Origin of the sequence: Hwanghaeella sp. LZ110, from assembly GCF_048892525.1 — a bacterium.
Taxonomy (GTDB): domain Bacteria; phylum Pseudomonadota; class Alphaproteobacteria; order UBA8366; family Aestuariispiraceae; genus Pacificispira.
Genome location: NZ_JBLZHT010000003.1, coordinates 416237 through 442491 on the forward strand (window position 1 = coordinate 416237; position 26255 = coordinate 442491).

Genomic DNA, 26255 nt, shown 5'->3' on the forward strand with positions numbered 1-26255 from the left:
GGAGAGGGACGGGACCCTGTGTTTTTGCAAACCAACGGGGTGTTCCCTCGAACCGGGGCGGAACATAGGCAAGTGTTTCGGAATGGTCAATCATTTGCAGCCCTGAAAAGACAGCAAAAATGCATTTTATCCAAAAAAGAGGATGCGACCATATACCATCTCGGACAAGAGCAGTGCCAAAAGGCTGATTGGCACCCCTAAAATCAAGGTTTTCAGCGTTACCATGCTCCATTCCTCCACCGCGTTCTGCGTAAAGTTACGTCAACACAGCACAGCATGCAGTGATACGGGTCACAAAATCGGGCAGGTTCTGGGTGATTTCAGGGCAGGGGCCGGGATTGGCCTGGAAGCAGGGTGTCAATCGCCGCGGAATTGCTCGACCATATCGCGCAGGCGGTTGGTATCGGTCAGAATCAGGACGGAACCTGTACGTTTTACCAGCCCTTTGCGGGACAGGTCGCTGAGCACGCGGGCCACGGTTTCACGGGTGGTGGATACCCGGCTGGCCATTTCCGAATGAATGGGGATGGGTTCGATTCGCCCGGTGCCATCCGGCTGTAAGGTAGGTTTGGCCAATCGCAGCAGTTCGGCATAGATCCGGTTGTTGGCGCCTAACGTGCTGAGATCCATGATGCGCTCAACAGATACCCGAACCATTTGGGTCAGCCGCCGCATCAAACATAGTGCAACGGTAGGGTGTTCTTCCATCACAGAGCGAAAAATCTGAGGATGCATCATAGCGACCGTTGTATCGGTAATCGCAACGACGGTCGCAGAGCGCGGTTCGCCATCAATAGCGGCAAGTTCGCCAAAGATCGATCCCGGTTTTAAATCGTCAAAGGCGATTTCGCGTCCAGAGACGGAATAATTCACAACACGGGCAACGCCACTGGTAATGAAAAACACATCCTGTGTGTCATCCTGGAAATCAATCATTTGTTCCTGGGGTTTAAAGTCACGCCAGCGGCAGCGCGCTTCAATGCGTTTCAGGGCATCTGCCGGTAAATCTTTGAAAAGAAATATTGATGCGAGACTTCTCGCTGTCTCTGCAAGCATCTGGCCCCCCGAAACAATCCATATTCATTAAAATATTACCCCAACCCTGTCAGCAAGGCGATAGGATTGTCGCCAATCTACTCTTTAGCAGCTAGTTTGCTATAGAAATTATTTCTAAAATGAAAGACGTGGCACAGGGAATGGAGCAATCGGCACCGGGCTCAAAGACGAAATCATCGACCCTCTGGGTCGTGGTATTAGCCGTGAGCATCATCTTTGGCGGCATTGCATTCAGCTTTTATGCTGCCGATCAAGTGGATGAATGGGAAGGGGCGGCCTGGAAAGCGCGGGCACAGGACGATACCCGCAGATTGACGGAATTCGGGTCATTGGCTGTAAGTCAGGCACGGAGAACTCTGGTGGCTATCGCGGCCCGGTTGAATTCTGACTCGATGAATCCGATAAATCCGTTGAGGGACGGCGCGGTCGTTCAACCTGACACGATCACGTTTGAATTTATGGTTTTTGCAAAAAGTGCTGATGATCCCAACTCATCCACCCCTCGTATTGAGTCTGTTTCCGCCTATTTTCTGCCAACCTCACAAGCAGAAATGGATTACGCACAGTTCATCGCCAGTGACACTTTCAAAAAATTGACGATGGATACCTATCTATCCGAATCGCTGGGGAACGTGCCAGAAGTCCTGGTCGGCGGAACCTTTTCCCCTGATGGCACAAAACGCTTTACGTCATTGGGTGTCCGCGTCCAGTCGCAGCGGGATCAGGGGGTCTTGATAGCGATCTTTGATCTTGTTGGCTTCTTTAAGTCCTATATGGCGACGATCGCCCCGGATGGACTGGTCCTGAGGTTGAGTGAAATCACCGCGGCCGGCGAACAACATGCTGTAATCGGCGGTGATAACCCTTTACCCGATACAGTCGAAACATTCGTTTTCCCGATATCCTTAGGTGATACAGAATGGCGCTATAGTTGGGATGTGCTCAGCAACTATGAAGGCGGAAGGGACCGTTCGACCGGTACGTTGGTGCGCTATGGTGGCGTGGGGCTATTTACCATGTTCGGCCTGCTTCTGGCTGTGCTGCTGCAGGTTAATCATCGTATTTCCAATGCCGTGCGCCGCCGAACCGAAGAACTGGCGCGGGCGCGCGATCAGGCGGAGGTTGCAAACCGTGCGAAATCAGAATTTTTGGCGAATATGAGCCATGAATTGCGCACCCCTCTCAATTCTGTGATCGGGTTCGCTGAATTACTCGAATCTCAGGTATTAGGTCCGGAAAGCTGGCAGCGCTATCGTGACTACGCTACGGATATCCGACAAAGCGGCCGTCATCTGCTGTCCCTGATTAACGATATTCTGGATTTATCCAAAGCAGAGGCCGGACATCTGGCGCTGGACGATGCCTATATCTCACCGGAAGTGTTGATCGATGCAGCGGTTCGATTGGTTCATGAGCGCGCCCGCAATTCCGGCCTGGAATTGACCGCATCTGTTGAGGATCCCACGCTGTTGCTGCTGTGTGATGAGCGTCGGGCGAAACAGATCCTGCTGAATCTGCTCTCTAATGCGATCAAATTTACCCCCCGTGGCGGGTCCATCACTGTTCGTGCACAGCCCTGCCCGGATGGGGGAATGGAATTGCAGGTAATTGATACCGGTATTGGCATGAAACCGGAGGAAATCCCGTTAGCTCTGACGAAATTTCAACAGTTGGAGTCAAAACCAAGAGGGGATTTCGCCGGCACGGGCCTTGGTCTGCCCCTGGTTGAAAATCTGGCCAGACTTCATGATGCAAGCCTGAACATTCAATCAAAACCGGGGAAGGGAACAACGGTCATTGTGAAATTCGGTCCAGACCGCGTCGCCAAGGCAGACGACATTTTTGGGCAAGCGCCCGTGTAAACAAGCCCCCGTGTAAACAAGCCCCGTATAAACAGGCCCCCGTATAAACAGGCCCCCGTGTGAAGCTATGCACCTCGTATCAAATTCTGATCATTGAATCCTGATGTCTATTGCGTATAGTGAGATACGTATATTTTGCGGTGCAGCATCGCTCTCTTAAAGTTATCTGTAAGGAAATAATTTATGGAGTCCGAAGGCTCTAACATGCCAGAACCGGAAAAGACGCCCGCACCATCGGAACAGACGTCCAAGCTGGGCATATTCGCCCGGCTACGTGCGTATTTCTTTGCGGGCGTATTGGTCACGGCGCCCATCGCCATCACCATTGCCTTGGCGGTATGGATTATCGGCTATATCGATGATCAGATCGTGCCGTTGATCCCCCAGCGCTATAATCCAGATACATATTTCCAGCAGTATTTGGGCGTGGATTTCGGGCTGCCCGGATTGGGGGTTCTTGTCCTGATTTTGGCGATCACCCTCATCGGGGCGTTTACGGCAGGGCTGGTCGGTCGCTGGATCGTCCGATTTGGCGAAAAGCTGTTGGACCGGATGCCGATCATCCGCAGCCTGTACAAGCTGACCAAGCAGATCTTTCAAACCGTTTTACAGAACCAATCCAATGCTTTCCGGCAGGCGGTTCTGGTAGAATATCCACGACCGGGTTTGTGGGCGATTGCTTTTGTCACAGCCGAGACTCAAGGTGAATTACACGAGTTGTTACAACGTGATACAGTCAATGTCTTCCTGCCCACGACGCCGAATCCAACCTCCGGGTTTTTGCTTTTCGTGCCCAAGGAAGACATTAAAATACTCAATATGCCGGTAGAAGATGCCGTCAAACTGGTGATTTCTGCAGGTATTGTTCATCCTGGGGATGATCTGGCCGGAATTGACCTTAAATAGCTTAAGCGAGGCAAAGGTCCTATAATCCGCGCAGGCTAAAGTGCTGTTCTTTTCACTATGCTGGTTTGACAGGCTCTCTCGCTTTACTGTCGGCGCAAAATAAGAATTGCATAGTGGACAAAAGGAGACGACCGCATGGATCAATCATACATATCGTCAAGCGCTGAAGCTGATATCGAAACCCTGGAAGCGTTAGAGGAAAAGGTGCGATGGCTCGCATCCTGGACCATTCACAACGCCAATCATTTGCGGGAAAGCCGCGATGGTTTGAAAGTTGGGGGACACCAGGCTTCCTGTGCGTCGCTGTCTGCGATTATGACCGCGCTGTATTTTCATGTCCTGCGGTCAGATGATCGTGTCGCGGTTAAACCCCATGCCAGCCCTGTTTTCCACGCCATTCAGTATCTTCTGGGTCATCAGACTCGCGAAAAGCTGGAATCCTTCCGTGCCTATGGTGGGGCTCAGTCTTATCCGTCCCGTACAAAAGACAATGATACCGTTGATTTCTCGACTGGATCTGTCGGGCTGGGGGCGGCGGTCACCAATTTTGCAGCCCTGACCCAGGATTACCTCAGGCTTAAGGACATTATTCCATCCAGCAAGCCGCCCGGGCGCATGATCGCCCTGGTGGGCGATGCGGAATTGGACGAAGGCAATGTCTATGAAGCCCTGATGGATACCTGGAAACATGATATCCGAAATGTCTGGTGGGTGATTGATTATAACCGTCAAAGCCTGGATGGGGTGGTAAACGAACAGCTGTTCCGGATTATCGGGCGGTTCTTCCGCGCTGTTGGTTGGAACGTCATCACGCTGAAATATGGCTCTAAACAAATGGCCGCTTTCGCAAAGCCAGGCGGGCAGGCCTTGAAGCGGTGGATCAATACATGTCCCAATGATGTCTATTCCGCCCTGGCATTTCAGGGCGCGGCCGCCTGGCGCGCCCAAATCAAGGGGGACATGCCCCATGATCAGGACTTGCACAGCCTGATCGACAGCTATGACGATGCGGGTTTGAGCGCCCTGATGACCAATCTGGGTGGGCACGATATTCCAGCTTTGTTGCACACTTTCTCCACAGTGCCGGATGATCGCCCGACATGCTTTATCGCCTATACGATCAAGGGATGGGGCCTCCCTCTGATGGGGCATAAGGATAATCATGCCGGCCTGATGAACCCGCAACAAATGGCGGCATTCCAGAAACAACTAGGCGTCCCAGAAGGCCAGGAGTGGGAGCCATTCTCCGGCATGAAAGTACCGGCGGATCGTGTTCAATCCTTCCTGAACCGATTGCCTCAGAAGCAGCATCGCCTGCATGAGGCCAATAAGATCTCCATCCCCGATACTCTGACCTATGGCGCCACCGCCAAATCGTCGACACAGGAAGTCTTTGGAAAGCTGTTGAATGAAATTGCCAAGGCGGGCGGACCGCTGGCAGATCGTATCGTCACCACCTCTCCGGATGTGTCGGTTTCGACCAATCTAGGTCCCTGGATTAATCAACGCGGTCTGTTTGCGCGCGAAAGCCGGCCCGACGAATTCCGGGAGCGCAATTTGCCATCCGCGCAAAAGTGGATACGCTCCCCCCAGGGCCAGCATATCGAACTGGGTATCGCGGAAAATGACCTGTTTTTGAACCTGGCGGCTTTGGGCCTGTCGGAAAGCCTGTTCGGGGCGCGGCTGTTTCCCATTGGAACATTGTATGACCCCTTCATTGCGCGCGGGCTGGATGCGCTAAACTATGCCTGTTATCAGGACAGCCGTTTCATTGTGGTCGCCACCCCGTCCGGGATCACATTGGCCCCGGAAGGTGGTGCGCATCAATCCATATCAACCCCGATGATCGGGATGGGGCAGCCGGGCTTAACATCTTACGAGCCCGCCTATGGGGATGAACTTGCCGTTATTCTGCGCCATGCCTTCGTGCATTTGCAGGATGAAGAGAAGGGGGGCTCCCTCTATCTCAGGCTTTCAACCCGCCCGATTGAGCAGCCTGATCGCAAAATGACCCCGGATCTGGCACGTCAGATCATCAAAGGGGGCTATTGGGTCGTGCCGCCTAAGAAGGGGGCAAAGATGGCAATTGTCTATATGGGTGCCGTCGCCCCCCAAGCCTTGGAAGCGTTCGAGGCGCTGCGTGAAGATAACCCAGATGCCGGACTGATGGCGATCACCTCAGCCGATAAGCTGTATTCTGATTGGCAGACAATTGAACGTGCCCGCCTGGCCGGAACTGATTCGGGTGAAATGGCCCATGTGGAAGACCTGTTTGCCCCCCTGGCATCGGATGCCCGGTTTACATCCGTGATTGATGGCCATCCCGCGGCTGTTGCCTGGATGGGGGCTGTTCGTGGTCACTCCGTTGCCCCTCTGGGGGTGGAAAGCTTTGGCCAAACGGGCGATCTGATCGATCTGTATCGCCATTATGGAATAGATGCGGACCACATCCGCCGTGCCGCAGAACGCAAACCCAAAGGCTGAGGCGCGCGGGGAATTTAGGGGATAATGACACCGGCCATCCAGGGCGGCATGCACCAGTCGCGCTTGGGGCCCTGGATCCCGGATCACGTCCGGGATGACGAAGTATTAGCCAAATGCATCCTCACCCTGAGGAGCGAAGCGTCTCGAAGGGTGTGCCCGCTGAAAGCACTACACTTACAGCCCCTCCTTCGAGACGGCGCTATCGCGCCTCCTCAGGATGAGAGTCTTTGTGCGCCTCCTTCGCGCCCTTCGCGGTTAATCTTCTCGTCCCTCCCGCGCAGGTGGGAGTCCAGGGCGGCATGCACCAGTCGCGCTTACCGCCCTGGATCCCGGATCAAGTCCAGGATGACGAAGTATTAGCCAAACGCATCCTCACCCTGAGGAGCGCAGCGTCTCGAAGGGTGTGCTTGCTGAAAGCACTTTACTTACAGCCCCTCCTTCGAGACGGCGCTATCGCGCCTCCTCAGGATGAGAGTGGTGCCGAAGGTCAGAAGCGACGTGTCATCCCCTCAGCGCTCTTTGCGCCTCCTTCGCGCCCTTCGCGGTTAATCTTCTCGTCCCTCCCGCGCAGGTGGGAGTCCAGGGCGGCCGAGTGAGATGATAAGGCGTGTGGAGATCAAAAAAGTAGGGGCTGCCTTTTGAGCAGCCCCGTCTATCCCGTCCAAACCCACAATGCTGCTGGTGTTTTACCGCGCATTATCGATTAAAATGCTGCCCTCCCTAAACTTGGGCCCCGTTGACGTTTTTTTATCTGTTTTATTGCCAGATGCCGCCGTTCGGTGAGGAATTTATGACAGTAGTTTCCTCGCCCTGTCAACTCATCCCCTTATTGATTTTTGAGTGTAGGGAAAGAGTCTCATCTGGTCACGGCAAAAATGCATCTAGGATTAAAATTCTTACACTTGGAATTTTCACATAGTTTGATTAAACACGATAGATGGACTCTGAAACACCTCTCGCCGTTCCCCCCAACACGCCGCCTCGTTTGCGGCTTCGTGATATTACAAAGCGGTTTCCGGGCTGCCTGGCCAATGATGCCGTCTCCTTGGATCTGGCCCCTGGAGAAATTCACGCGCTTTTGGGGGAGAACGGGGCGGGTAAGTCGACCCTGGTGAAAATCCTGTATGGGGTTCAGGGGGCTGATTCCGGCACAATCGAATGGGAAGGGCAGAATGTTGATATTCCAAGCCCCAGCGCGGCGCGCGCGCTTGGTATTGGGATGGTATTTCAACACTTTTCTTTGTTTGAGACGCTCAGCGTCGCAGACAATGTCGCACTGGCCATGGAACGAGGGACAGGGCGTGATCCCGCCTTGTTGGCCGAAATCAAAAAGCTGAGCATCGAGTATGGGCTGGCTTTGGATCCCACACGCAGTGTGCATGAGTTATCCGTGGGCGAGCGTCAGCGGGTCGAGATTGTCCGATGCCTGATGCAGAATCCCAGCCTGATCGTGATGGATGAGCCGACATCGGTTTTAACGCCCAGTGAGGTTGAAAAACTGTTCGCCGTCTTGCGTCGATTGCGCGATGAAGGGCGCACAATTCTGTATATCTCGCACAAGCTGCAGGAAATTCGTGATTTATGTGATCGGGCGACCATTCTGCGCGGCGGCAAGGTTGTCGCCAGTTGCGACCCGCGCACAGAAACGCCCAATTCCCTGGCGGCGCTGATGATCGGGCGTGCGTTTGATGGGCCAAAGCCAGGCAAGCCCGTTCAGGTGGGGGAGGGGGTTCCCCTATTGTCCGTCCAGGGGTTGAGCATGGAAGCGGACTCTCCCTTTGGCACATCGCTGAAGAATATCAGTTTCACCGTTCGCTCCGGGGAAATCTTTGGAATTGCTGGCGTTGCGGGCAATGGACAGAACACGCTGCTGGCTGCGCTGAGTGGGGAACGCACGGCCCCCCGGGATGACTGGGTGAAATTTGAAGGCCGGTCAATCGGGCGCGTCGGCGCGCGCGGACGCCGTGACATGGGAATCAGTTTCGTGCCGGAAGAACGCCTGGGCCATGGCTCTGTCCCGGATCTACCCCTGGAAGAGAATGCGCTGCTCAGCGGCTGGGGCCGGTGGGGGTTGATTCGCCATGGCCTGATCTCACGGGGGAAATCCCGCCAGAAGACAGAGGATGTGATTGAAGCATTCAATGTTGTCAGCACCGGGGTAGGGGCCGCCGCCCGCAGCCTGTCCGGTGGCAACCTGCAGAAATTTATCATCGGGCGCGAAATCATGCAGGATCCCAAACTTTTAATCGCCGCCCAGCCAACATGGGGCGTCGATGCAGGATCCGCAGCGGCCATCCAATCCGCGCTGATCGAACTGGCACGGGCCGGCGCCGGAGTTGTTGTGGTCAGCCAGGATTTAGATGAACTTTTCACCATCGCCGACAGGGTGGCGGTCATTTTTGACGGGACCTTATCGGAAAGCCGCCCGACCCAGGCCACATCGGCAGAAGATGTCGGGTTGCTGATGGGTGGATTGTTTGAGGGGACGCCATGATCGCCCTGGAACGCCGTCCCAATTCATCGCGACTGTGGCTGTATGCAACACCGATTCTGGCAGTATTCCTGACGGTTCTGTCCGGGGCAATTCTGTTTTCAGTGCTGGGCTTTAACGCGATTGAGGCATTGACCGCCTATTTCATAAGTCCCTTGCGGGATTCCTATGGATTGGGGGAATTGACCATCAAGGCAACACCCCTGGCGATCATTGCCATCGGGCTGGCCATCGGTTTCCGTGCCAATGTCTGGAATATCGGGGCAGAGGGGCAATTGACCCTGGGGGCAATCACCGGGGGTGGGCTGGCATTGCTGTTCTATGGTGCGGAAGGGCCCTGGCTGCCCCCCTTAATGCTGATCGGGGGAATGATTGGCGGTGCTGCCTGGGCAGCGATTCCCGCTTTTCTGCGCACGCGGTTCAACGCCAATGAAATTCTGGTCAGCCTGATGCTGACCTATGTCGCAGGATTGCTGTTAAGTTATCTTGTGACCGGTCCGTGGAAGGATCCGATGGGCTTTGGCTTTCCGCGCACGCGGATGTTTGGGGATGGGGCTTTGCTGCCGACCTTGTTTGCGGGATCACGCATGCATATCGGCTTTCCCATCGCCCTGGTGACAGTCGCTGCGGCCTGGTTTCTGATCGCCCGCAGCTTCATTGGCTTTCAGATCAAGGTGGTGGGCCTGACCCCACCCGCGGCGGGCTATGCGGGTTTCAGTAACAAGCGGATTATATGGGCAACGCTGTTGGGCAGCGGCGCGTTGGCGGGCCTGGCAGGCGCAATAGAAGTTGCCGGGCCGATTGGTCAATTGACTCCGTCTATTTCTCCTGGATATGGCTTTACGGCAATCATCGTTGCTTTTCTGGGACGATTGCATCCACTGGGGATTCTGTTTGCGGCACTGTTGATGGCGCTTAGCTATATTGGCGGAGAATCGGCGCAGATTGAACTGGGGCTTCCTTTGGCGGTGACCGGCGTCTTTCAGGGCATGTTGCTGTTCTTCCTGTTGGCCAGTGACGTGCTGGTCCATTATCGCATCAAGCTGCGCCCGGCGCGGGAAGGGGTGTGATGGATATCCTGGCCCCGATCCTGATTTCAATTATCGCTGCCTCGACCCCTTTGCTGTTTGCCGCCATTGGTGAATTGGTGGTCGAGAAATCGGGCGTCCTGAATTTGGGTGTCGAAGGCATGATGCTGGGCGGGGCCGTGATCGCCTTCATCATTTCGGTGGAAACCGGCAATAGTTCCCTTGCCATTGTCGCAGGCGCAGCCATGGGCGCCATGATGGCCGGGCTGTTTGCCGTCTTGACCCTGGGACTTCTGGCCAATCAGGTCGCAACAGGCCTGGCCCTGACACTGTTTGGCATCGGTCTTAGCGCGCTATTGGGTCAGGGCTATGTCGGCACCCCGCTGACGGCTTTACCAAAGCTGAACATTGCGGGCCTGACAGATATTCCAATTCTGGGACCGGTTGTCTTTGGTCAGGATATTCTGGTCTATCTGTCCTTTGTTGTGACCGCTATTGTCGCTTGGTTCCTGTATCGCACGCGGGCGGGACTGATCCTGCGATCGGTCGGAGAAAATCCGCATGCCGCCCATGCAATTGGATTTCCCGTCATCCGGATACGGTTGTTCGCGGTTCTGTTTGGTGGGGCCATGGCGGGATTGGGCGGCGCCTATCTGTCGCTATCTTATACCCCGATGTGGGCAGAAGAAATGTCGGCCGGGCGCGGCTGGATCGCCCTGGCGCTGGTCGTGTTTGCGACATGGCGGCCGGGCAGGGTGGTCCTGGGGGCCTATCTTTTCGGGGGGCTGACCCTGGCGCAATTGCATCTGCAAGGGATGGGCAGTTCCGCAATTCCTTCGCAATTCCTGAATATGGTTCCCTATATCGCAACCATTGTGGTGCTTGTTCTTATTTCCAGGGACGCCACACGAATTCGTATGAATGCACCCGCCAGCATCGGGAAAGTGTTTCATCCTGATGGCTAAACGGTTACAATTTTGCATCGCAGCACACTTCTAAAACACCATATTTCAAGAACAGGGGGTTCCCAGCATGACCAAACTGACCCGGCGGTCCTTCTCCGCCTTGACGCTTGCCGCCGGTGCGGCCGCAGCCTTTCCCGCCCGCGCAGCAGACCCGTTAAAGGTCGGCTTTATCTATGTCGGGCCAGTCGGCGATTTTGGCTGGTCCTATCAGCATGACCAGGGCCGCCTGGCGATTGAACAGGAACTTGGGGATCAGGTTAAGACCAGCTTTGTCGAATCCGTACCGGAAGGCGCGGATGCGGACCGCGTGATCACCCAATTGGCCCGCAGCGGTCACAAGCTGATCTTCACAACGTCCTTTGGCTATATGGAACCGACCAACAAGGTCGCCAAGAACTTCCCGGATGTCATGTTCGAGCATGCTACGGGCTATATGCGGGCCGACAATGTCGCGACCTATGCCGCGCGCTTCTATGAGGGGCGTTATGTTGCGGGCATTCTGGCCGGTCGCCTGAGCAAGACCAACAAGATTGGCTATATCGGGTCGATCCCCATTCCCGAAGTTATCCGGGGCATCAATGCCTTTACCCATTCCGCGCGCAAAATCAATCCGGCCATCGAAGTAACCCCGATCTGGGTGAACGAATGGTACAATCCAGGCAAGGAAGCGGATGCAGCAAAGGCGCTGATTGACCAGGGCGCTGATATCATTCTGCAGCACACGGATTCACCAGCCCCCGTGCAGACGGCGGAAGAACGCGGTGTTCTGTGCGTTGGTCAGGCTTCGAATATGGAACGGTTCGGTCCAACAGCCCATATGACCGCTATTGTCGATCATTGGGCTCCTTATTACGTGGCACGGACCAAGGCTGTTCTGGACGGCACATGGACGTCCGGCGATGTCTGGGGCGGATTTGACAGCGGGATGGTCGAAATGTCCCCGTTTAACAAGAACCTGCCTGAAGCCGTGGTTGCAGAGGCCAAAGCGGCCCAACAAGCCATTCATGACGGCAAATTGCATCCATTCAGCGGTCCGATCAAGAATCAGGCTGGCGAGATAGCGATTGCCGATGGCGCAACGGCCCCGGACGGAGAGCTGTTGGGCATGAACTGGTATGTCGAAGGGGTGAATGGCAAGGTGCCTGGCTGATAGGTACTACAACATACCCTGGAAAGCGCCCTCCATCGCTTGATGGGGGGCGCTTTGTTTAGAGGGGCAGGATGCCGTTCGAGTCCCGGATCGGGAAGAACACCACAGGTGCGGTTCGCCCCCGAACCGGCACTTCTGACCTTTCCAGGCCAGTTGTATCCACCCCCGCAGCTTGTGCGACTTCCTGAGAGAATATAACGGAAACATCATGGGTCTTGGTCAATCCTTCCAGGCGTGCGGCAATATTGATCGTATCGCCAATGGCGCTGGTGATTTGGGCGCGTGGCGGGCCCATGGCACCGACGATTGCCTCTCCATGATGCAGGCCGATGCCAACCCGCAGCGGGAAGGGAAGCTCACTGGCTAAAGATTTGTTCAGCGCTTCCAGCCGGTTCAGCATGGCCCGTGCCCCCTTAAGCGCGCTTCTTGCCCCATCCTCTTCAGTACCCATCAATCCGTATAGGGCCATCAACCCATCGCCATTAAATTGCGCATAATGGCCATTCGTTTCGGTGATTGCGCTGCTCATTTCTGAAAAGAACTGGTTCAGGATGAACAGAACATCATAAGGAAGTTTTTCTTCCGCCAGTTTTGTCGAGGCCCGAATGTCGATGAACAATGAGGTGACACGGCGTTCCTCACCTTCCAATCCACCCAACTGCTGTCCATCCTTCGCCGTTGCTGTTGGTGGCAGGAGAGGGGATATCCCCAGCGAGTCCTTTGGGCGGATCTGACAGGCCAACCGCACCCCTGCCATGGCCTTAATACGGGTCAGGGCGGTCAGTTCCAGCCCTTCCGGTGGTTCCAGAACATCGCCCCCTTCAAGAATCTTCACCCGACAGGTGGTGCATCGCCCGCGACCGCCACAGACTGCCGCATGCGGACGCCCGGACGAACGCAGCGCTTCCAGTGCCGTGGCGCCGGCAGGGACAGGTACTTTCGTGCCGTCTGGCAGCAACAGGAGAATGCGCGACTTCTGCTCCAGCACGGCACGCAGTTTTCGGGCACCAAAAGGCGCAACCCCCAACAGGGCCAATCCAAATGTTATTGGTGTGACAAGGGCTTGCAGGGGTTCAATGGCACTGCTGTTGTATCGGGCATTCTCCAGAATGGTGGAGATCATATGATCCCTGTCCAATTCAAACAGAATTTCAAAACCGGCGGATACATATCCTGCCAGAGACAAAACCGGCAGGATGATCGCGACGACGGTCAGCTCACGCTGCCAATTCTGATACCAGGGTTTCACCCGCAGCCACAGATACAAACCGATGCATCCATGCATCCAGGCCAAAACCAGTGTTATCGCCTGCAACACGCCCAAAACCGGGCTGGCGACCCATAATGCGGCGATGACATATTCATATGTGGGCTCAATCCCGGCAATTTCTTCCGCAACCCGCGTACCGATTATATGATTGACCATCAGCATTGGTATGACAAAGCCAGACAGAATTTGAGTGATTTCCAACCCGGTCAATTTCAGCGTCCGGCGTTTATAGACACTCAAAAAAGCCACGGCGATATGGGTCACCATGGCGCTGATCAGTATAAAACTGCCCAAGGGTGTGCGCCAAATCTCCATAAGGATGTCGTGGGCGATCCCAAGTGCATCGAAGGAAATCAAACCAAAGGCGTGATTCAATAAATGACAGGACAAATATGCAAAAAGAACTGACCCGCTGAGGGCACGCAATCGCGCCTGCATACATTCAAAACCCTTAAGAGAGTTAGACGTTCACTTTAGTTTATCATGTTATTCGTATGTGTGTCTGAATCAGACAATAAGTCTAAGATTAAGTGAGCGGCCAGCCTTTTGGCTCGCCTGTTTTTAGATATGAACAAATAAGAGCGCCAGTCGTTCATACTTGAAAACATCAATTGAAAACACATTCAATGTATTGAAACTATTAATATATTTCTCCTTAAGCCTTGGCTTCCAAGTGTGCTTCATGATAGTCAAAATAGAGTGAATGTCACAGTCTTGGGGAATTACGTGTTACAGGTATCTGGTTCAGTTTTTCGGTCGTTGTTTGTTTTCATTTTAGCAACGGTTTTCATTTTTTCGGCCCATGCAGATGATTTAAGCGGACGCCAGATCATGGACGAGGTTTCAGCCCGGCATGATCGACCGTTTGAATTTGAAGAGCAGGCGATGGTGCTGATCGATGACAGGGGCAACACAGAAAATCGTGAAGTTCGGCGATATGCCCGCGAATGGGACAATGGCCTGTACCGATATCTGCTGGTTTTTGATTCGCCTGCCGGGGTGCGCGGCGTTGCCTTGCTGACCTGGCAAAACAAAGGCGCCAGCGACGATCAATGGATGCACCTGCCAGCCTATGGACGGGAGATGAAGCGATCCGCAGATGGCGGCAAGCGCAATTACTTCATGGGAACCGATTTCGCCTTCGAAGATATGACATCCGAGGAACGGGAGAAATTCCGCTATGATCGGCAACCCGATGAAACTTTTGAAATAAAAGACGAAACTGGCGCAGTCCTGGATACGGTTGAAGGCTATGTCGTTGATGCCTATCCCAAAGACGAAGAACTGGCCAGTCAGACCGGATATCAATATCGTAGACTATATGTCAGTAAAGACCGCTTTTTCATTCGCCGGATTGATTTCTATGATCGGCGCGGGCGCTTCCTGAAAACTCAGTATTCCTGGGACATGGAACAGATAGAAGGCGATACCTGGCGCGCCAACCGGATCCTGATGGACAATGATAAGCTGAACCATCAAACCCTGATCCGGGTTAACAGCCGCGATCTGACCGAAGGCTCGGTCCCAGCCAGAATGTTTGAACAGCGTTGGGTGACATCAGGACGGCATTTGCGCTGACAATATCAAACTATTGAATTGTAACATTTTTCTGGGGCGTTTGCCAGATGCAGAAGTTTTTAACGTTTGGGGTGAACCATCGCGGCATAGCTATTGCCATAATCGCTGCAATCACGATCTTTTGCGGCTTTGGTCTGGATAAGCTGAGGATTGATACCAGCTTTGACAGCCTGATCAGTGATAATGATCCAACCAAACTGGTCTATGAACGAGTAAAAGAGGAGTTCGGCTCGGACAATACGACCATTGTCTATGTTAGGTCGTCAGATCTGTGGACGCAGGACCGTCTCGTCGCCCTGGAAGATATGCATTTCGCGCTGGAGGATTTGCCCTTTGTCCAGCGGGTCGACAGCCTTTTCACTGTGCGCAGTATTCGTGATCGCGATGGCATGATAGACTCGTCCACCGTCTTGGATGGTGTGCCGTTTGATGATGTGGAAATACAGGCGGCCCGGGACAATGCGTTGTATTCCCCGCTGGTCGTCGGCAATTTTATCTCTGCCGATGGTTCCGTAACCGCGATTAACGTTACCATCATTAAAGACCCCGACAATCCTGATTTCGATCATTATGCCTATGGCGCGATCGATGCTGTGATCGCACCTTACGCGGATCAGTTTGAAGAGATATTTCAAGTCGGTCCACCACGGGTAAACGCCGATACCGAAATCGGCCTTATGTCGGATCTAAGTTTACTGGCCCCTCTGTCCCTGGGCGTGCTGACGGTTACCATTGTTTTGTTCCTGCGCAGTGGGCTTGCCCTGGTCTTTCCGGTGATCACATCGGCGATCAGTCTGGTCTGGGGCTTCGGGTTGATGGGGTATCTTGGTATTCCCATCAATATCTTATCGGCCATGCTTCCGTCTCTGGTTATTGTTATCGGCTCGACAGAAGACACCCATATGCTGTCGACCTATCTGAACGGTATCAATGCGGGCGATAAAAAGGGGACCGGGGCGGAAAAACGGCGCTATGCGGTTCTGTTTCTGATCCGACATCTGGGCTTGCCGCTGGTCTTGACCGCGGTCACAACAACTCTTGGCTTTGCCGCAAATTCCTTTGCGGATATGGGATTGATGCGCAATTTTGCCTATGCGGCATCCATAGCGATTGCCGCCAATGGGGTTATCACCCTGATGCTGGTGCCGTCGTTGCTGTCACTCTTTGGGCCATTGCGCAGCAGATTGCACAACACTTCCCCCAATCAAGAGGCTGTTGATCCAGAGGAAGAAGGATATCGCGGGCTTATCGGGGCCATTCTGAAACTGTGCTATGCCGCGGCGCGCCATCCGCGCTATGTCATCGGGGGAACGATTGTTCTAACGGTCTTCTTTGGGATTTTTGCCTTTCAGACAAAGGTTTCCAATGATCCGATTGCGTTCTTCAAGCCCAAGCACCCTCTTGTCCAGGACGTCAACACGCTGGCTGAGACACTGTCGGGGATGGAGATTTTCTATATCAACCTGTCTTCGACCAAGCCTGATGCGTTCCGCAATCCGGAAAACCTGCGCCGATTGGCAGATATCAAAGACTATATCTTGCGGGACGGGCGGTTTGATACTGCCTTGTCGATTGCCGATCATCTATCCCTGGTGAACCGGGAATTCCATGGTGGCGATGCCGATATGATGGTTGTTCCCGATACGATAGCACTGGTGGATCAATATCTTCTGTTCTTCCAACGGGCCGATCTGGAAAACTATATCAGCCATGATTTTGAACGGGCCAATATGGTCGTGCGCCATAACATCCATAACAGCCATGATTTGAAACAGGCCTTGGTGGATCTGGATCGGGAAGTACGGCGGATCGCAGGGCCTGATTTGACCGTCAATCTGGTTGGTCAAAACCTGATGATCAATAACGCCGCTGATGATCTGATCGCAGCCCAGGTTCAGTCTGTCGGCCTGTTGCTGCTGGTGATATTCATCATCATGTCCATCGTTTACAGCTCTCTGGTCGGTGGATTTCTCTCTCTGGTGCCAAATATTTTACCGATTATTGCGGTATTGGGGATTATGGGCCTGTTTGGCATTCCCTTGAATCCAGGAACCGCCACTGTGGCGGTAATTGCAATCGGGATAGCGATTGATGACACCATTCACCTGCTGTCATCCTATACTCATGAAAGCCTGCGCACGGCTGATCGCGGGTTGGCTGTTCGCCGAACGGTGAGGGGGCAGGCGGTGCCGGCGATCTCAACCTCTATCGCCTTGGCGGCGGGATTTCTTGTGTTGAGCGGGTCAAGTTTCTCCATCATCTGGCAATTTGGTGCGCTATCGGCCATTGCTATGATCGTTGCCATGATCGCCGATTTGATCGTTACACCGGTCTTGATGTCCATGGTGCGCCTGGTCGGATTGTACGAGATATTGACGCTGAAGGTCGGGAAGGACGTGCTGACCAACAGCCCGTTATTCACCAATATGACGTCCTATCAAATCCGGAAGGCTATCTTGTTGTCTGAACTTGTTCCCTTTAAAGCGGGTGACCGGTTGTTGGAGCAAGGGACGATTGGCCGGGATTTATATGTAATCCTGTCTGGATCAGCAGCTGTCACCCTGGATCATCGCCACGGCCATACCGAACTGGACACATTGGCGGAAGGGGCCGTTCTGGGTGAGGTTGGATTTGTTACGCAGCAGCAAAGAACGGCAAATGTTGATGCTGTAACCGACGGCGAGATGCTGCGCCTGAATGCCGATACGGTTCAAAAGAACATGCGTCTATATCCCCATATCGCCAACAAACTGAACATGAATATTGCCCGCATTCTGGGAATGCGGCTTGCCAGCACGTCCAACCGTCTGTCGCGATATGAGAAGCAGGAAGGGCTGACATAGTGATAGATAAATCCGCACTTTCTCGTGGCCTTGCGGTGGTTGTTTCCGGTCTGACCTGTGTCGGAATTCAGGGCGGTGCCGCGGTAGCGGAGCAGGGGGCAGAGGCCTCCCTTCTGGGGCAGGTTCTGGAAAACGCGACCTACGAGTCAAAGACGGTCATGACGGCCTTTCCCCGGGCCGTTCATCAGGCGGATTCCAGCGGGATTGAGGATGAACCGGTCGAGGCGTGGACCCATCTGAGTTTAGACAGCACGACCTTTCTGGATGATTATTGGACTTTTGGCCTGGGGGTGGAGGCTTTGGCGTCAACCTATCGCGGCGCGGAAAGGGGGGCTTTCAGTGCGCCTGGTGTCCGTAAAGGCCATGGCCGCTATGTCGATTTAAGCCGCATGACCCTATCGTATCTGGGCGATACGGTTGAGGTTCTGGCGGGCAAGGATGCTATCCCAATCGGACTGGCCGAAATTTACTCTCCAACCGATCTATATGGCGCTGAAAATACGGCCAATCCCCAGCAACCCGTCGACTATGGCGTCTGGCAATTGCGCACCGATCTGTATGTCGGCAGTGATCGATTGACCGGCATCATTCTGCCAATTGAAGAAAGTGCCCCAGGCCCCGCTGAACATTCGCGCTGGAATGGCCCGAACGGGTCTGGTGGGTCGGACTTCGCCAATTTGAACATCACCGGACTGCCACTCGGCATTTCGCCTGAAATCGTTGATGATTACCGGGATAGCACGCCATCCAACTGGAGTTATCTGCTGCAGTATAAAGGCACGGCAACGAATCTTGATTACTTCATAACTGCTTACAACGGGGTTGGTCCTTATCCGGTTTTGAAGAACCCAGCTTCAGGACAATTCAATCCCTATACAAAGGTATATCCCACCGTATCGATTGCCTCTGCAGGCAGCGCGCTGGTTCAGGGATCCTGGAAGTTCTATGGCGAAGGTCTGGCATATTGGGCAGAAGAAGATACCGATGATGATTTTGCACGCGCGTTGATCGGTGCGAAATATCGCGAAACCCAATTTGCGAATTCAATCGGCTGGAAAGAGATCACGCCAATTATTGAATATTCAAAAGAATGGCGGTTCGGTCTTCAGGATCATCCAGATTACAATACATCCTCGAAAGAGGCGCGACCCAACCCGAATAATGTCCTGATGTCGCTGACAGTTGAAGCGAACGATGAATGGAAGTTTGGGGGCATGCACGGTCATTCCTTAAAAGACTGGGATTCCACCAGCCAGGTTTTTGCGCGCTATCAACCCAACGATAATTTATGGACAATGATTTCCTTTGTTGAATATCACGGGAATGAAGGCACTCAGTTTGGGCGCTATGACAGGAACGACAACGTTTCTTTGACGGTGAATTATAGTTTCTAGTCCTCAATACGTTTCTTAGAAAAAGTGGATAATTGATTGAATTATAATGTATATTCTGTTTTGTTTTGTATTTATATATTTTCCATAATATACACTGATCCCCGAATTCCCGGACAAGTTGGCTGCATGCGCCGGAGACGCGGGAAGTATTGAGACCAACAAAAATGCAATAACGGTAAAACTAACGCCAATTTTCGAAAGGGTCTTGATTAGGTCTTTACTTACCGAAATGCCGTTACCGACATAAACTTCGTCCTGTCCGGTTTGTTTTGCCCATTCTTTTTCATAAATTCTTTGTACGCTCTCTCTATAAATATCCTCATATGCCTCGCTCGCCTCAAAAGACTTTGACGCCCATCGTCTGAGGTCCATGAGCGCAACTTTTGCCGGAATATCCAAAAGGTCGCCAAGTCGGATCATTGCCTCTTCGGTGGGCCACTGCCTTTTTCCCCGCCATGCATTAACCGTCGCTGGTGTCACTCCAATCAATTTGGCGAGCTTTCGATCTGATCGCACAGAAAGCGCATCTTTAGCGTAATCCAAATAGCTGTCGATGGTTGGCAATGTCGATTTCATGGCGGTCTCCTTTGTTAAAAAAACTGTATCGCGTATCGAAACGCGCTTGCAATTGAAAACGAACCATGTATGTATCGTGTCTCGATACACCAAATACAGTGGTTTCCACGATATGAGGTGTTTTGGCGTCGTTGGGGAAACAAGGTTCTGTGTCGCGACAGAAAGAAGACGCTCCCCAGCGTCCGGGTTTTCGGTCATCCCAGCCAGAAAAAACCGTCAAGTTACCCCCCTGAGTTCCTGGACAGTCTCACGGGGGGGATGGTGGCGGAAGCCATACGGTGGGGGAGTGAGGCACAAAACTTTCTCCCCCGTCACCATACGCAAACTGTCCCCTGCGCGGAGCGCGCATAACCGTTGGGGAGTAAAGAAAATGGCAATTGGTACGATTACACCTACTGAGAAAGACGGCGTTTTCCGGTTTCGGATCACAACATTCCATCTCAATCTTTCGGGAATTCTTAAAGTCAATCCGGCCTATGTCGATGATGGTCGCATGAAAATGTCCCATATCGGTCAAGCGCGCGGGTCGCATGGTGAAATTGTCGATGTGTTGGGCGCTGCTCGCTATCGCATTGAAAAGTCTGATGCGGAGTTTCGCGGGGAAAACCTATTCAATCTTTGGTTCACTGATCCTGATTTTCCGACTTGGCGAATGGCTGCCTATCCCCGTCGCGATGACGCGGGGGCAATCTATTGGGACATTCAGCGATCCCAAGAAAAGCAAGCGGACGGGCAGGCCGATGCAGCTTCCTAAAGGACTGCTCACCGATATTCCCTATGATCCGATTGAATACGGGCGGCTGTTGTCCCGGTTCGGATCGTTTGAAATTATCGACGTGCAGCACCTTGAGAAGGTGGGAGAGGATCGTTTCGGCGATCCTCTCTTTCGTCTTTGCCGCTGGTATGAAATCCAATCATCGTGCGGGGATTTGATCCTTGCGGGCGGCATGACGTTGGGGCGTGCGAATGTCATGGTGCGGCATTTTGAACGGTTGCGGGAAATGTACCTCACGCCATCGGCGCTAGAGTTCTGCGAAAACTTCTGGAAAGAACAAGAGGAAAGGGGCGACCATTGGGGGCTTGAAAATCGGGAGGCCCCCGATTGGAACGATGCTTTTTATGGGGTGCTGTCGTGAGTTATCCGGGTGGTGAGGTGACGGCATGAGCGCCGAAACCCTTGTCAATACGCAAGCAGAGTTTCCCCCCCCTACCGAAGGCACAAGGGACCGCAGATATCGTCTCCGTGCGGCTGCAGCGAAGGTAGGTTATGGCCGGGTGCGCCGATGCGGGCGCAAGCGCGTGTCCCTGACAGTGCAAATTCGCAATCATGATGGCGTTTGCTCCGCCTCAGGCTTTGAAACATGCGGGTCTATCTGGTCCTGCCCTGTCTGTGCGGCCAAAATATCCGAAGTACGCCGCCAAGAGGTTCGGAAGGCTATGCTGGGATGCTCTGAGGCGGGCGGGGCGGTCTACATGATGGCATTTACCGCCCCTCATTACCGTGGGCAGGGCCTCAGGGGGCTTAAGGACCGAATGGGCCTTGCATGGCGCAAGATGCTATCAGGCGCGCCCTGGGGGCGTCTGAGGGATGATATGGGCCTTATTGGCTACATCAAGGGCCTAGAGGTCACGCATGGGCTTAAAAATGGCTGGCATCCCCATTTTCACATTCTGTTTTTCCTTGAAAAGCCGCTGACAGAGCAGGAACGGGAGTGCTTTGAATGGAGGCTGTTTGAGCGTTGGGACCGGATTGTCTGTAAAGCGGGGTCTGAGCCTTGTAATTTTGCAGTTTTCCGATTGGAGCAGGCGCATACCCCGGAAGCCGCGGGCGATTATGTCGCTAAATTCGGGTCTGATTATGAAATCACGCACCTGCATACCAAGGCTGCGAAAGGCGGCGGGCGTTCGCCCTGGGGGCTTCTGGATCTTGCGGCCACTGGATACCAGGAAGCCGGGAAGCGCTTTGGGGAGTATTCGCGGGCGATGCACGGCGCACGGCAACTGACTTGGAGCAGGGGGCTTAAGGCGCTCTATCAGGTTGGTGAAGTGTCTGACGAGGACGTAGCGGAAACCAATCACGGTGACGTGGTTATTACCCTTGACGGCAAGGAAGTGGATGAAGTCCAGCGGGCCGGATACCGCTGTTTTCTTGCCATGCTACGGGCTGCGGAAACTGGCGGGGCGGTGGCAGTGCGGGCTTTCCTGCGCGATTTCGGGCTTGGGCGACGGTCTGATGATCTTAGGGCTTTTCGGTCGCAATACTACGGAGAAACAGACAATGACGACAAAGGCGAATTCGCTGGTCGTGCGCCTGCATCCAAGCGGGACATGGCGGTACATGGGGTTCACTGAGCAAGGCGCTATTGCTTGGTATCAGGACGCGAAACAGGCTGAGGCGTATTTCGCTGATGATGCTCACAAACTCGCAAATCTGTACAGCAAGCGCGGCTGGGATATGCACGTAAGGACGGTGTGATATGGCTAAACAGGACGTGATCGGATATGCGCCGTGTCCCGATCCAAACTGCAAAAACATGGCGGAAGTTCGGGTTCGCAGAACGAAAAGCGGGCCGGGGAATATTTATATCATCCATGACTATTCCCCGCCTCAACGCGGCTGTGGATCGAGCCAAAATCTGACCAATTGGGACCAGCATACCGCGTCTGATTGGCCGGGGTTTGTGCCATTGGCTAAGAAACCAGAGCCTAAGGCTCCAATTCCTAAGGAAACAAAGCCTCAGGAACCGGAATCTAATGCAGCCAATCCTAAGGAAACGAAACCTAAGGTGAGCCTTGCGCGGCGCATCTGGGACGGGGGCGATGATGACTGAGGAAAAAGACCCTTACATCGGCGACCTGGACGATGTGACCTGGGATGCTGCCAAAGATGATTTCAGCTATGGACAGCAAGAAATCCCTAAAGAGGTTCGGGACGAATTCCCGGAAATCGGCGCGCAACAAGGCGGCATGGAACGGGAAGAATTTGACCGTATTGTCGGGACAGATCGATTTTCGGCTCACGTCGCCAAGCTGCTGAATTGGAACGCCAAAATTCAGGGCGTACCGGAGGCCCGTATCGATGCAAGCGATCAAGGTTTTAATGCTGCTATGGAGGTCGTTTATCGCCGCCTCTTGGATGGGCCGGGGCGCTATTTGCTGCCTTACCTTACTAACCGCGATCTTATCGATCTATGGATGGTTTCAACGTGGGCTGTCCCGTATGCGATCCGGTTTCGCAAGGCGATTGCGGCGCGGAAAAAGGCGGCGCGCGCACAGGCGATGGCACAACACAAGGCGAAAGAGCCTGAGCAAAAGGGGACTGATGAAAATGTCAACTGATGGCAAGCGGATTTTTATTGCAGGATCGGCGGGTTCCGGCAAATCAGTGTTAGCGCGGTCGCTGGTCGCGGATCGGCCAAGGGTTATAATCTTTGACCCAAAAAACGAAGTGCATTGGCAGGACGGCGCGGAACGCATTCACCACATGGCACAGTTTAAGACCTTCCTGGGGGATATGCGCGATGGCGCTTTCCGGGTCTATTATCAGCCTGAAACAGGGCGCGAAATCGAGCGACTGTCGAGCCTGTCAACCCTGCTGATGAAGTTCCAGGCGGGGCACAATGCGGGCAAGATTGAACGACCGATCACATTGATTGTGGAGGAGATGGCGGCGGCTGCGCCTTTGTCCATCCCGCCAAAGCATACGGGCTTCCCGCAACTGATCCGAATGGGCCGGTCCTATGGGATATCAGTGGTCGGGATTGCGCAACGTCCAGCGGAAGTGTCGCCAACATTCCGAGGTAATCTGAATGCGGCTTTTGCATTCCGGTTCTCATTCAAGAATGACCGTCAAGCCATCGCCTATGCGATGCAAGATGAAGCGGTTGAACAGGCCGTCCAGGACTTGCCGGAATTTCATTATCTCGCCTTTGACGGTCGCAGTTGGTCAAAATGCGATCCGGTTCCGCTGACATAAACCGCCCGATTTCCTAAGGCTTTGTTTCCTTAGGGTCGATAGACGATTTAAGCAAAGTGCCCCTGTCCTGATCCCATACAGGCGGGGGCATTTTGCTGCCCGTCACGTTTCAATCTCAAACGTGGGTAGGGCGATGAAATTCACCATTAAAAATCTCGCAGTGATTGCTGTGGGCGTAATGCTGGGCCTGATTGGTCTGAATTACGTGAAGAAGCTGCCGGGTGCGGCTGAATTGGCTGAGGGCGAAAGCTCTTGGTGGCCTTTCTAAGATAGGGAGGCTTCAATGCCAAAATTTCTGAAACGCATGCAGTCTTTCAGTAACGTCGCGCCGTCGTCCATCGCCGTCGCCGCGTTGCCGGTCACGAAAAAGTACCACAAGGTCTTGCTGCGGCTGCGGCATGATACAACGGCGGGCGGCGGGGCGGCTGGAACGCTGATGACGCAAGCAAACATGTTGACGCACATTGCCGAAATCCGGTTGCGCGTTACGTCGCTGTCCTTTGGCACTCAAACGCTGTGGGAATTGTCGGGCGCTGATTTTATCAAGTGCATCAACAATTTTTACAATATCGATAGCGCGGCGGGCGTTCTGCCTTTGATCTTTGGTTGTCCCTACTGGAACAATCCAGCGATTGAAGACTTTTTCAGCCTGGGTACGCTGGACCTGACCAATGTGGAAATTGAAGTCAAATTCGATAGCACGGTTGTCGGGCCGGAATTGGTCGGGTTCGCATACGAATACAGCGGGCCGAATGAGCCGCTGGGCCGGTTCCTGAAATATCAATACAACAACCTGTCGAATACAGCGACAGGTTGGCATGAAGAGCCTGACTTGCCTGTGGTCGGCAACGGCATTGGCTTGAAGGCGATGCACCTATCGACCAATGCAATCAGTGAAGTTGAATTGCGGTCCAATGGTGAAGTGGTTCACGAAGACCTGGCCGAATTCCGGCCTGTCCTTCTGGACCTGAATGCTTTCCGCACCGATGGCCGGACGGAAGACGCCAACTACACCCACCTTGACCTTGCCGGTAACAACGCGGCGGACGTGTTCAACATGTCCAACGTTCGGGATTTCCGGGCCAAGTTCAATCGGACGGGAACCGGCGCTTTCCGTTGCATCACGGAAACCGTGATTGGCAACTCGTAACTGAGCGAGTTTCAAAGGGTGGCGGGCTACGGCCCGCCAACCTATGAGGAGAAAGATTATGCCTGCTTACAATCCAGGTGGCATTGAAGGGACGTCAACGTCTCAGTCTGCGATCAACACGGGCACGGGCGGCATTGGTAGCCTGTTTTCAGACGGGGCCGATTGGCTTTCCAATCAGGTTGACGACATCCTGAATAGTGCCGGGAAAATCTGGACCACGATTTCAACGTACAAACTGTCTGAGGCGCAATTACAGGCGCAACGGGACAAGCTGCGCACCAATCAGGAAGCGTATCAGCCTGTATCGGCATCATCGGCGATCCCGAACATGGGGTCATTCTTTGGCGGTCAAAGTCAGATCGGTACGTACCTGATGCTCGGCGGGGCAATATTGCTGGCAATTTGGGGCATCCCAAAGCTTCTGAAATAGGGGGCGGCGATGGCGGCTCAAGCCGGAATTAACGTCGATGTGAAGGACGCCCTTAAGGGCGGGCCTGCCTATTCCGGGGCCGATGGTTATCAGGGGTCTTACCTGGGGCAAAATTACCAGGGCGGCTTTGGTGGCTACTACGCGCCGTTTTCGCCGGGCGGGTCGGGTGCCTTTGCCAGTGCATCGGGCGAAAGTTCCATTTGGAAATGGCTGATTTTTGGCGGTGTGGCCTTGTTCGCCTACCGCGTCTGGAAAGGGTGATCACATGCAACACGATATCCGTTTTCCGCCAGCTGAATGGACGCCTCAAGTCCAGGCCGTCATGAACGCCGCAAGCGGCCTCAATGCGGCTTACACGGTCGAAGACTTGCGCCGTGAAGTGTCGCGCGGGGCGTCAAAGCTGTTGGCGGCTGTTGAAATCATGCCGGACGGTTCAGCGATGCTACTGGGGTATCTGTGCTTCTGGACAGAGCCTCAGGGGCAAGGCCGGGAATTGGTGATCCATGCCGGGGCCGCGCTGACTGATGAGCGAAAGACGTTTGCTAAGGTCGCACCGCATATCAAACGCCTCGCCTTGGAAAACGGGTGTCAGTCGATCCGTGCGCATACGGCATCGTCTAAGCGTTTGGCGATGTTCAAGGCGAATGGCTATCAGATGGTTGAATTTGTTGTCCGGCAATGGGTGTAGATATGGGCGGCAGTTCATCCAGTTCATCCAGCCAGACCCAGACGACGGACAACAGTCAGAAAACGTATATCGATGATACGCGGGCGGCTGTTTATGACCAGGGTGTCGCGATCACCGGGACCACGGGCGCAATCACCTATTCCGATTTGTCGCCTGACGTCGCCGCTGAATTGCGCAAGGCGGGGGAGGCGGGTTTCGATCTGTCGGCGGATGTTCTGAAACTCGGTTTCGATTTCGCCAATCAGGCGAATAAGTCCGTCCAGGAATTGGCGGGCACGGTGTCGGCAGTCGCAAAAGAGGCGACGGAGGAAGACGCCAAGCAATTCCTGACCGATTTTGTCAAGTGGGGGCTGTTGGCCTCGGTGTCGGTTGCGGCGCTGTTTTTCTGGTCTAAGAAAGGCTGATCGA

At 54.0% G+C, this 26255-nt stretch carries 25 protein-coding genes; 22 read left to right on the forward strand and 3 right to left on the reverse strand.

What is annotated here, in order from left to right:
* Window positions 1-357: 357 nt before the first annotated feature.
* Window positions 358-1056, reverse strand: a complete 699-nt coding sequence (locus tag ACOSDM_RS08190) for a Crp/Fnr family transcriptional regulator (RefSeq protein WP_420724008.1) — start codon at window positions 1054-1056, stop codon at window positions 358-360.
* Between the two features lie 119 nt (window positions 1057-1175).
* Between ACOSDM_RS08190 and ACOSDM_RS08195 the strand changes: the two genes are divergently transcribed.
* The 7 genes from ACOSDM_RS08195 to ACOSDM_RS08225 all read left to right on the forward strand — a co-directional run bounded on the left by ACOSDM_RS08195 (window position 1176) and on the right by ACOSDM_RS08225 (window position 11942).
* Window positions 1176-2918: a sensor histidine kinase gene (locus tag ACOSDM_RS08195; protein ID WP_420724009.1), complete on the forward strand. Its 1743-nt coding sequence runs from the start codon at window positions 1176-1178 to the stop codon at window positions 2916-2918.
* Between the two features lie 183 nt (window positions 2919-3101).
* Window positions 3102-3824, forward strand: a complete 723-nt coding sequence (locus ACOSDM_RS08200) for a DUF502 domain-containing protein (RefSeq protein WP_420724010.1) — start codon at window positions 3102-3104, stop codon at window positions 3822-3824.
* Between the two features lie 135 nt (window positions 3825-3959).
* Window positions 3960-6308, forward strand: coding sequence for a transketolase (locus ACOSDM_RS08205; protein ID WP_420724011.1), 2349 nt, complete (start codon window positions 3960-3962; stop codon window positions 6306-6308).
* A gap of 937 nt (window positions 6309-7245) precedes the next feature.
* Window positions 7246-8802, forward strand: a complete 1557-nt coding sequence (locus ACOSDM_RS08210; RefSeq protein ID WP_420724012.1) for an ABC transporter ATP-binding protein — start codon at window positions 7246-7248, stop codon at window positions 8800-8802.
* Complete coding sequence (locus tag ACOSDM_RS08215) at window positions 8799-9869, forward strand: ABC transporter permease (protein ID WP_420724013.1); 1071 nt, start codon at window positions 8799-8801, stop codon at window positions 9867-9869. The genes ACOSDM_RS08210 and ACOSDM_RS08215 overlap by 4 nt, the downstream gene beginning before the upstream one ends.
* The gene (locus tag ACOSDM_RS08220; RefSeq protein WP_420724014.1) at window positions 9869-10792 is read left to right on the forward strand and encodes an ABC transporter permease; all 924 of its coding nucleotides are present in this window, start codon (window positions 9869-9871) and stop codon (window positions 10790-10792) included. Before ACOSDM_RS08215 ends, ACOSDM_RS08220 begins: the two co-directional genes overlap by 1 nt.
* 67 nt (window positions 10793-10859) lie before the next feature.
* Complete coding sequence (locus ACOSDM_RS08225) at window positions 10860-11942, forward strand: BMP family ABC transporter substrate-binding protein (protein WP_420724015.1); 1083 nt, start codon at window positions 10860-10862, stop codon at window positions 11940-11942.
* A 58-nt stretch (window positions 11943-12000) separates the two neighbouring features.
* On the opposite strand, the gene ACOSDM_RS08230 is transcribed toward ACOSDM_RS08225, so the two are convergent.
* Window positions 12001-13650, reverse strand: a complete 1650-nt coding sequence (locus ACOSDM_RS08230; RefSeq protein ID WP_420724016.1) for an adenylate/guanylate cyclase domain-containing protein — start codon at window positions 13648-13650, stop codon at window positions 12001-12003.
* A gap of 393 nt (window positions 13651-14043) precedes the next feature.
* On the opposite strand from ACOSDM_RS08230, the gene ACOSDM_RS08235 reads away from it, so the two are divergent.
* The 3 genes from ACOSDM_RS08235 to ACOSDM_RS08245 are packed head-to-tail and all read left to right on the forward strand — an operon-like array spanning window position 14044 to window position 19027.
* On the forward strand, window positions 14044-14790 hold the full coding sequence (locus ACOSDM_RS08235) for an outer membrane lipoprotein-sorting protein (RefSeq protein ID WP_420724017.1): 747 nt from the start codon (window positions 14044-14046) through the stop codon (window positions 14788-14790).
* A gap of 47 nt (window positions 14791-14837) precedes the next feature.
* On the forward strand, window positions 14838-17633 hold the full coding sequence (locus ACOSDM_RS08240; RefSeq protein WP_420724018.1) for an MMPL family transporter: 2796 nt from the start codon (window positions 14838-14840) through the stop codon (window positions 17631-17633).
* A complete protein-coding gene (locus tag ACOSDM_RS08245) occupies window positions 17633-19027 on the forward strand; it encodes a hypothetical protein (RefSeq protein WP_420724019.1) in 1395 nt (464 codons plus the stop codon). The genes ACOSDM_RS08240 and ACOSDM_RS08245 overlap by 1 nt, the downstream gene beginning before the upstream one ends.
* Window positions 19028-19042: 15 nt before the next feature.
* On the opposite strand, the gene ACOSDM_RS08250 is transcribed toward ACOSDM_RS08245, so the two are convergent.
* Complete coding sequence (locus ACOSDM_RS08250; RefSeq protein ID WP_420724020.1) at window positions 19043-19603, reverse strand: hypothetical protein; 561 nt, start codon at window positions 19601-19603, stop codon at window positions 19043-19045.
* 370 nt (window positions 19604-19973) lie between these two features.
* Between ACOSDM_RS08250 and ACOSDM_RS08255 the strand changes: the two genes are divergently transcribed.
* The 12 genes from ACOSDM_RS08255 to ACOSDM_RS08310 all read left to right on the forward strand — a co-directional run bounded on the left by ACOSDM_RS08255 (window position 19974) and on the right by ACOSDM_RS08310 (window position 26251).
* Window positions 19974-20357 (forward strand): hypothetical protein, encoded by a 384-nt coding sequence (locus ACOSDM_RS08255; protein ID WP_420724021.1) that lies wholly within the window; start codon window positions 19974-19976, stop codon window positions 20355-20357.
* The gene (locus ACOSDM_RS08260) at window positions 20344-20739 is read left to right on the forward strand and encodes a hypothetical protein (protein WP_420724022.1); all 396 of its coding nucleotides are present in this window, start codon (window positions 20344-20346) and stop codon (window positions 20737-20739) included. Before ACOSDM_RS08255 ends, ACOSDM_RS08260 begins: the two co-directional genes overlap by 14 nt.
* 25 nt (window positions 20740-20764) lie before the next feature.
* On the forward strand, window positions 20765-21955 hold the full coding sequence (locus ACOSDM_RS08265) for a protein rep (RefSeq protein ID WP_420724023.1): 1191 nt from the start codon (window positions 20765-20767) through the stop codon (window positions 21953-21955).
* 125 nt (window positions 21956-22080) lie between these two features.
* Window positions 22081-22434 (forward strand): hypothetical protein, encoded by a 354-nt coding sequence (locus tag ACOSDM_RS08270; protein ID WP_420724024.1) that lies wholly within the window; start codon window positions 22081-22083, stop codon window positions 22432-22434.
* Window positions 22424-22942 (forward strand): hypothetical protein, encoded by a 519-nt coding sequence (locus ACOSDM_RS08275; protein ID WP_420724025.1) that lies wholly within the window; start codon window positions 22424-22426, stop codon window positions 22940-22942. Before ACOSDM_RS08270 ends, ACOSDM_RS08275 begins: the two co-directional genes overlap by 11 nt.
* Window positions 22926-23579, forward strand: coding sequence for a hypothetical protein (locus tag ACOSDM_RS08280; protein ID WP_420724026.1), 654 nt, complete (start codon window positions 22926-22928; stop codon window positions 23577-23579). The genes ACOSDM_RS08275 and ACOSDM_RS08280 overlap by 17 nt, the downstream gene beginning before the upstream one ends.
* Before the next feature lie 133 nt (window positions 23580-23712).
* Window positions 23713-23847, forward strand: a complete 135-nt coding sequence (locus tag ACOSDM_RS08285) for a hypothetical protein (protein ID WP_420724027.1) — start codon at window positions 23713-23715, stop codon at window positions 23845-23847.
* A 15-nt stretch (window positions 23848-23862) separates the two neighbouring features.
* Entirely contained in the window at window positions 23863-24729 is an 867-nt protein-coding gene (locus ACOSDM_RS08290; RefSeq protein WP_420724028.1) for a hypothetical protein, read from the forward strand.
* Between the two features lie 58 nt (window positions 24730-24787).
* Window positions 24788-25159, forward strand: a complete 372-nt coding sequence (locus ACOSDM_RS08295; RefSeq protein WP_420724029.1) for a hypothetical protein — start codon at window positions 24788-24790, stop codon at window positions 25157-25159.
* A 9-nt stretch (window positions 25160-25168) separates the two neighbouring features.
* Entirely contained in the window at window positions 25169-25420 is a 252-nt protein-coding gene (locus ACOSDM_RS08300) for a hypothetical protein (RefSeq protein ID WP_420724030.1), read from the forward strand.
* A gap of 4 nt (window positions 25421-25424) precedes the next feature.
* Window positions 25425-25847 carry a hypothetical protein gene (locus tag ACOSDM_RS08305; RefSeq protein WP_420724031.1) on the forward strand — a complete coding sequence of 141 codons (423 nt, stop codon included), beginning with the start codon at window positions 25425-25427 and terminating at the stop codon, window positions 25845-25847.
* A 2-nt stretch (window positions 25848-25849) separates the two neighbouring features.
* Window positions 25850-26251 carry a hypothetical protein gene (locus ACOSDM_RS08310; RefSeq protein WP_420724032.1) on the forward strand — a complete coding sequence of 134 codons (402 nt, stop codon included), beginning with the start codon at window positions 25850-25852 and terminating at the stop codon, window positions 26249-26251.
* Window positions 26252-26255: the final 4 nt, after the last annotated feature.

What these genes read in the sequence shown, in the direction of transcription:
- ACOSDM_RS08190 (WP_420724008.1), bottom strand. Translation starts at nt 1,056, where the DNA reads ATGCTTGCAGAGACAGCGAGAAGTCTCGCATCAATATTTCTTTTCAAA.
- ACOSDM_RS08195 (WP_420724009.1), top strand. Translation starts at nt 1,176, where the DNA reads ATGAAAGACGTGGCACAGGGAATGGAGCAATCGGCACCGGGCTCAAAG.
- ACOSDM_RS08200 (WP_420724010.1), top strand. Translation starts at nt 3,102, where the DNA reads ATGGAGTCCGAAGGCTCTAACATGCCAGAACCGGAAAAGACGCCCGCA.
- ACOSDM_RS08205 (WP_420724011.1), top strand. Translation starts at nt 3,960, where the DNA reads ATGGATCAATCATACATATCGTCAAGCGCTGAAGCTGATATCGAAACC.
- ACOSDM_RS08210 (WP_420724012.1), top strand. Translation starts at nt 7,246, where the DNA reads ATGGACTCTGAAACACCTCTCGCCGTTCCCCCCAACACGCCGCCTCGT.
- ACOSDM_RS08215 (WP_420724013.1), top strand. Translation starts at nt 8,799, where the DNA reads ATGATCGCCCTGGAACGCCGTCCCAATTCATCGCGACTGTGGCTGTAT.
- ACOSDM_RS08220 (WP_420724014.1), top strand. Translation starts at nt 9,869, where the DNA reads ATGGATATCCTGGCCCCGATCCTGATTTCAATTATCGCTGCCTCGACC.
- ACOSDM_RS08225 (WP_420724015.1), top strand. Translation starts at nt 10,860, where the DNA reads ATGACCAAACTGACCCGGCGGTCCTTCTCCGCCTTGACGCTTGCCGCC.
- ACOSDM_RS08230 (WP_420724016.1), bottom strand. Translation starts at nt 13,650, where the DNA reads ATGCAGGCGCGATTGCGTGCCCTCAGCGGGTCAGTTCTTTTTGCATAT.
- ACOSDM_RS08235 (WP_420724017.1), top strand. Translation starts at nt 14,044, where the DNA reads ATGGACGAGGTTTCAGCCCGGCATGATCGACCGTTTGAATTTGAAGAG.
- ACOSDM_RS08240 (WP_420724018.1), top strand. Translation starts at nt 14,838, where the DNA reads ATGCAGAAGTTTTTAACGTTTGGGGTGAACCATCGCGGCATAGCTATT.
- ACOSDM_RS08250 (WP_420724020.1), bottom strand. Translation starts at nt 19,603, where the DNA reads ATGAAATCGACATTGCCAACCATCGACAGCTATTTGGATTACGCTAAA.
- ACOSDM_RS08255 (WP_420724021.1), top strand. Translation starts at nt 19,974, where the DNA reads ATGGCAATTGGTACGATTACACCTACTGAGAAAGACGGCGTTTTCCGG.
- ACOSDM_RS08260 (WP_420724022.1), top strand. Translation starts at nt 20,344, where the DNA reads ATGCAGCTTCCTAAAGGACTGCTCACCGATATTCCCTATGATCCGATT.
- ACOSDM_RS08265 (WP_420724023.1), top strand. Translation starts at nt 20,765, where the DNA reads ATGAGCGCCGAAACCCTTGTCAATACGCAAGCAGAGTTTCCCCCCCCT.
- ACOSDM_RS08270 (WP_420724024.1), top strand. Translation starts at nt 22,081, where the DNA reads ATGGCTAAACAGGACGTGATCGGATATGCGCCGTGTCCCGATCCAAAC.
- ACOSDM_RS08275 (WP_420724025.1), top strand. Translation starts at nt 22,424, where the DNA reads ATGATGACTGAGGAAAAAGACCCTTACATCGGCGACCTGGACGATGTG.
- ACOSDM_RS08280 (WP_420724026.1), top strand. Translation starts at nt 22,926, where the DNA reads ATGAAAATGTCAACTGATGGCAAGCGGATTTTTATTGCAGGATCGGCG.
- ACOSDM_RS08285 (WP_420724027.1), top strand. Translation starts at nt 23,713, where the DNA reads ATGAAATTCACCATTAAAAATCTCGCAGTGATTGCTGTGGGCGTAATG.
- ACOSDM_RS08290 (WP_420724028.1), top strand. Translation starts at nt 23,863, where the DNA reads ATGCCAAAATTTCTGAAACGCATGCAGTCTTTCAGTAACGTCGCGCCG.
- ACOSDM_RS08295 (WP_420724029.1), top strand. Translation starts at nt 24,788, where the DNA reads ATGCCTGCTTACAATCCAGGTGGCATTGAAGGGACGTCAACGTCTCAG.
- ACOSDM_RS08300 (WP_420724030.1), top strand. Translation starts at nt 25,169, where the DNA reads ATGGCGGCTCAAGCCGGAATTAACGTCGATGTGAAGGACGCCCTTAAG.
- ACOSDM_RS08305 (WP_420724031.1), top strand. Translation starts at nt 25,425, where the DNA reads ATGCAACACGATATCCGTTTTCCGCCAGCTGAATGGACGCCTCAAGTC.
- ACOSDM_RS08310 (WP_420724032.1), top strand. Translation starts at nt 25,850, where the DNA reads ATGGGCGGCAGTTCATCCAGTTCATCCAGCCAGACCCAGACGACGGAC.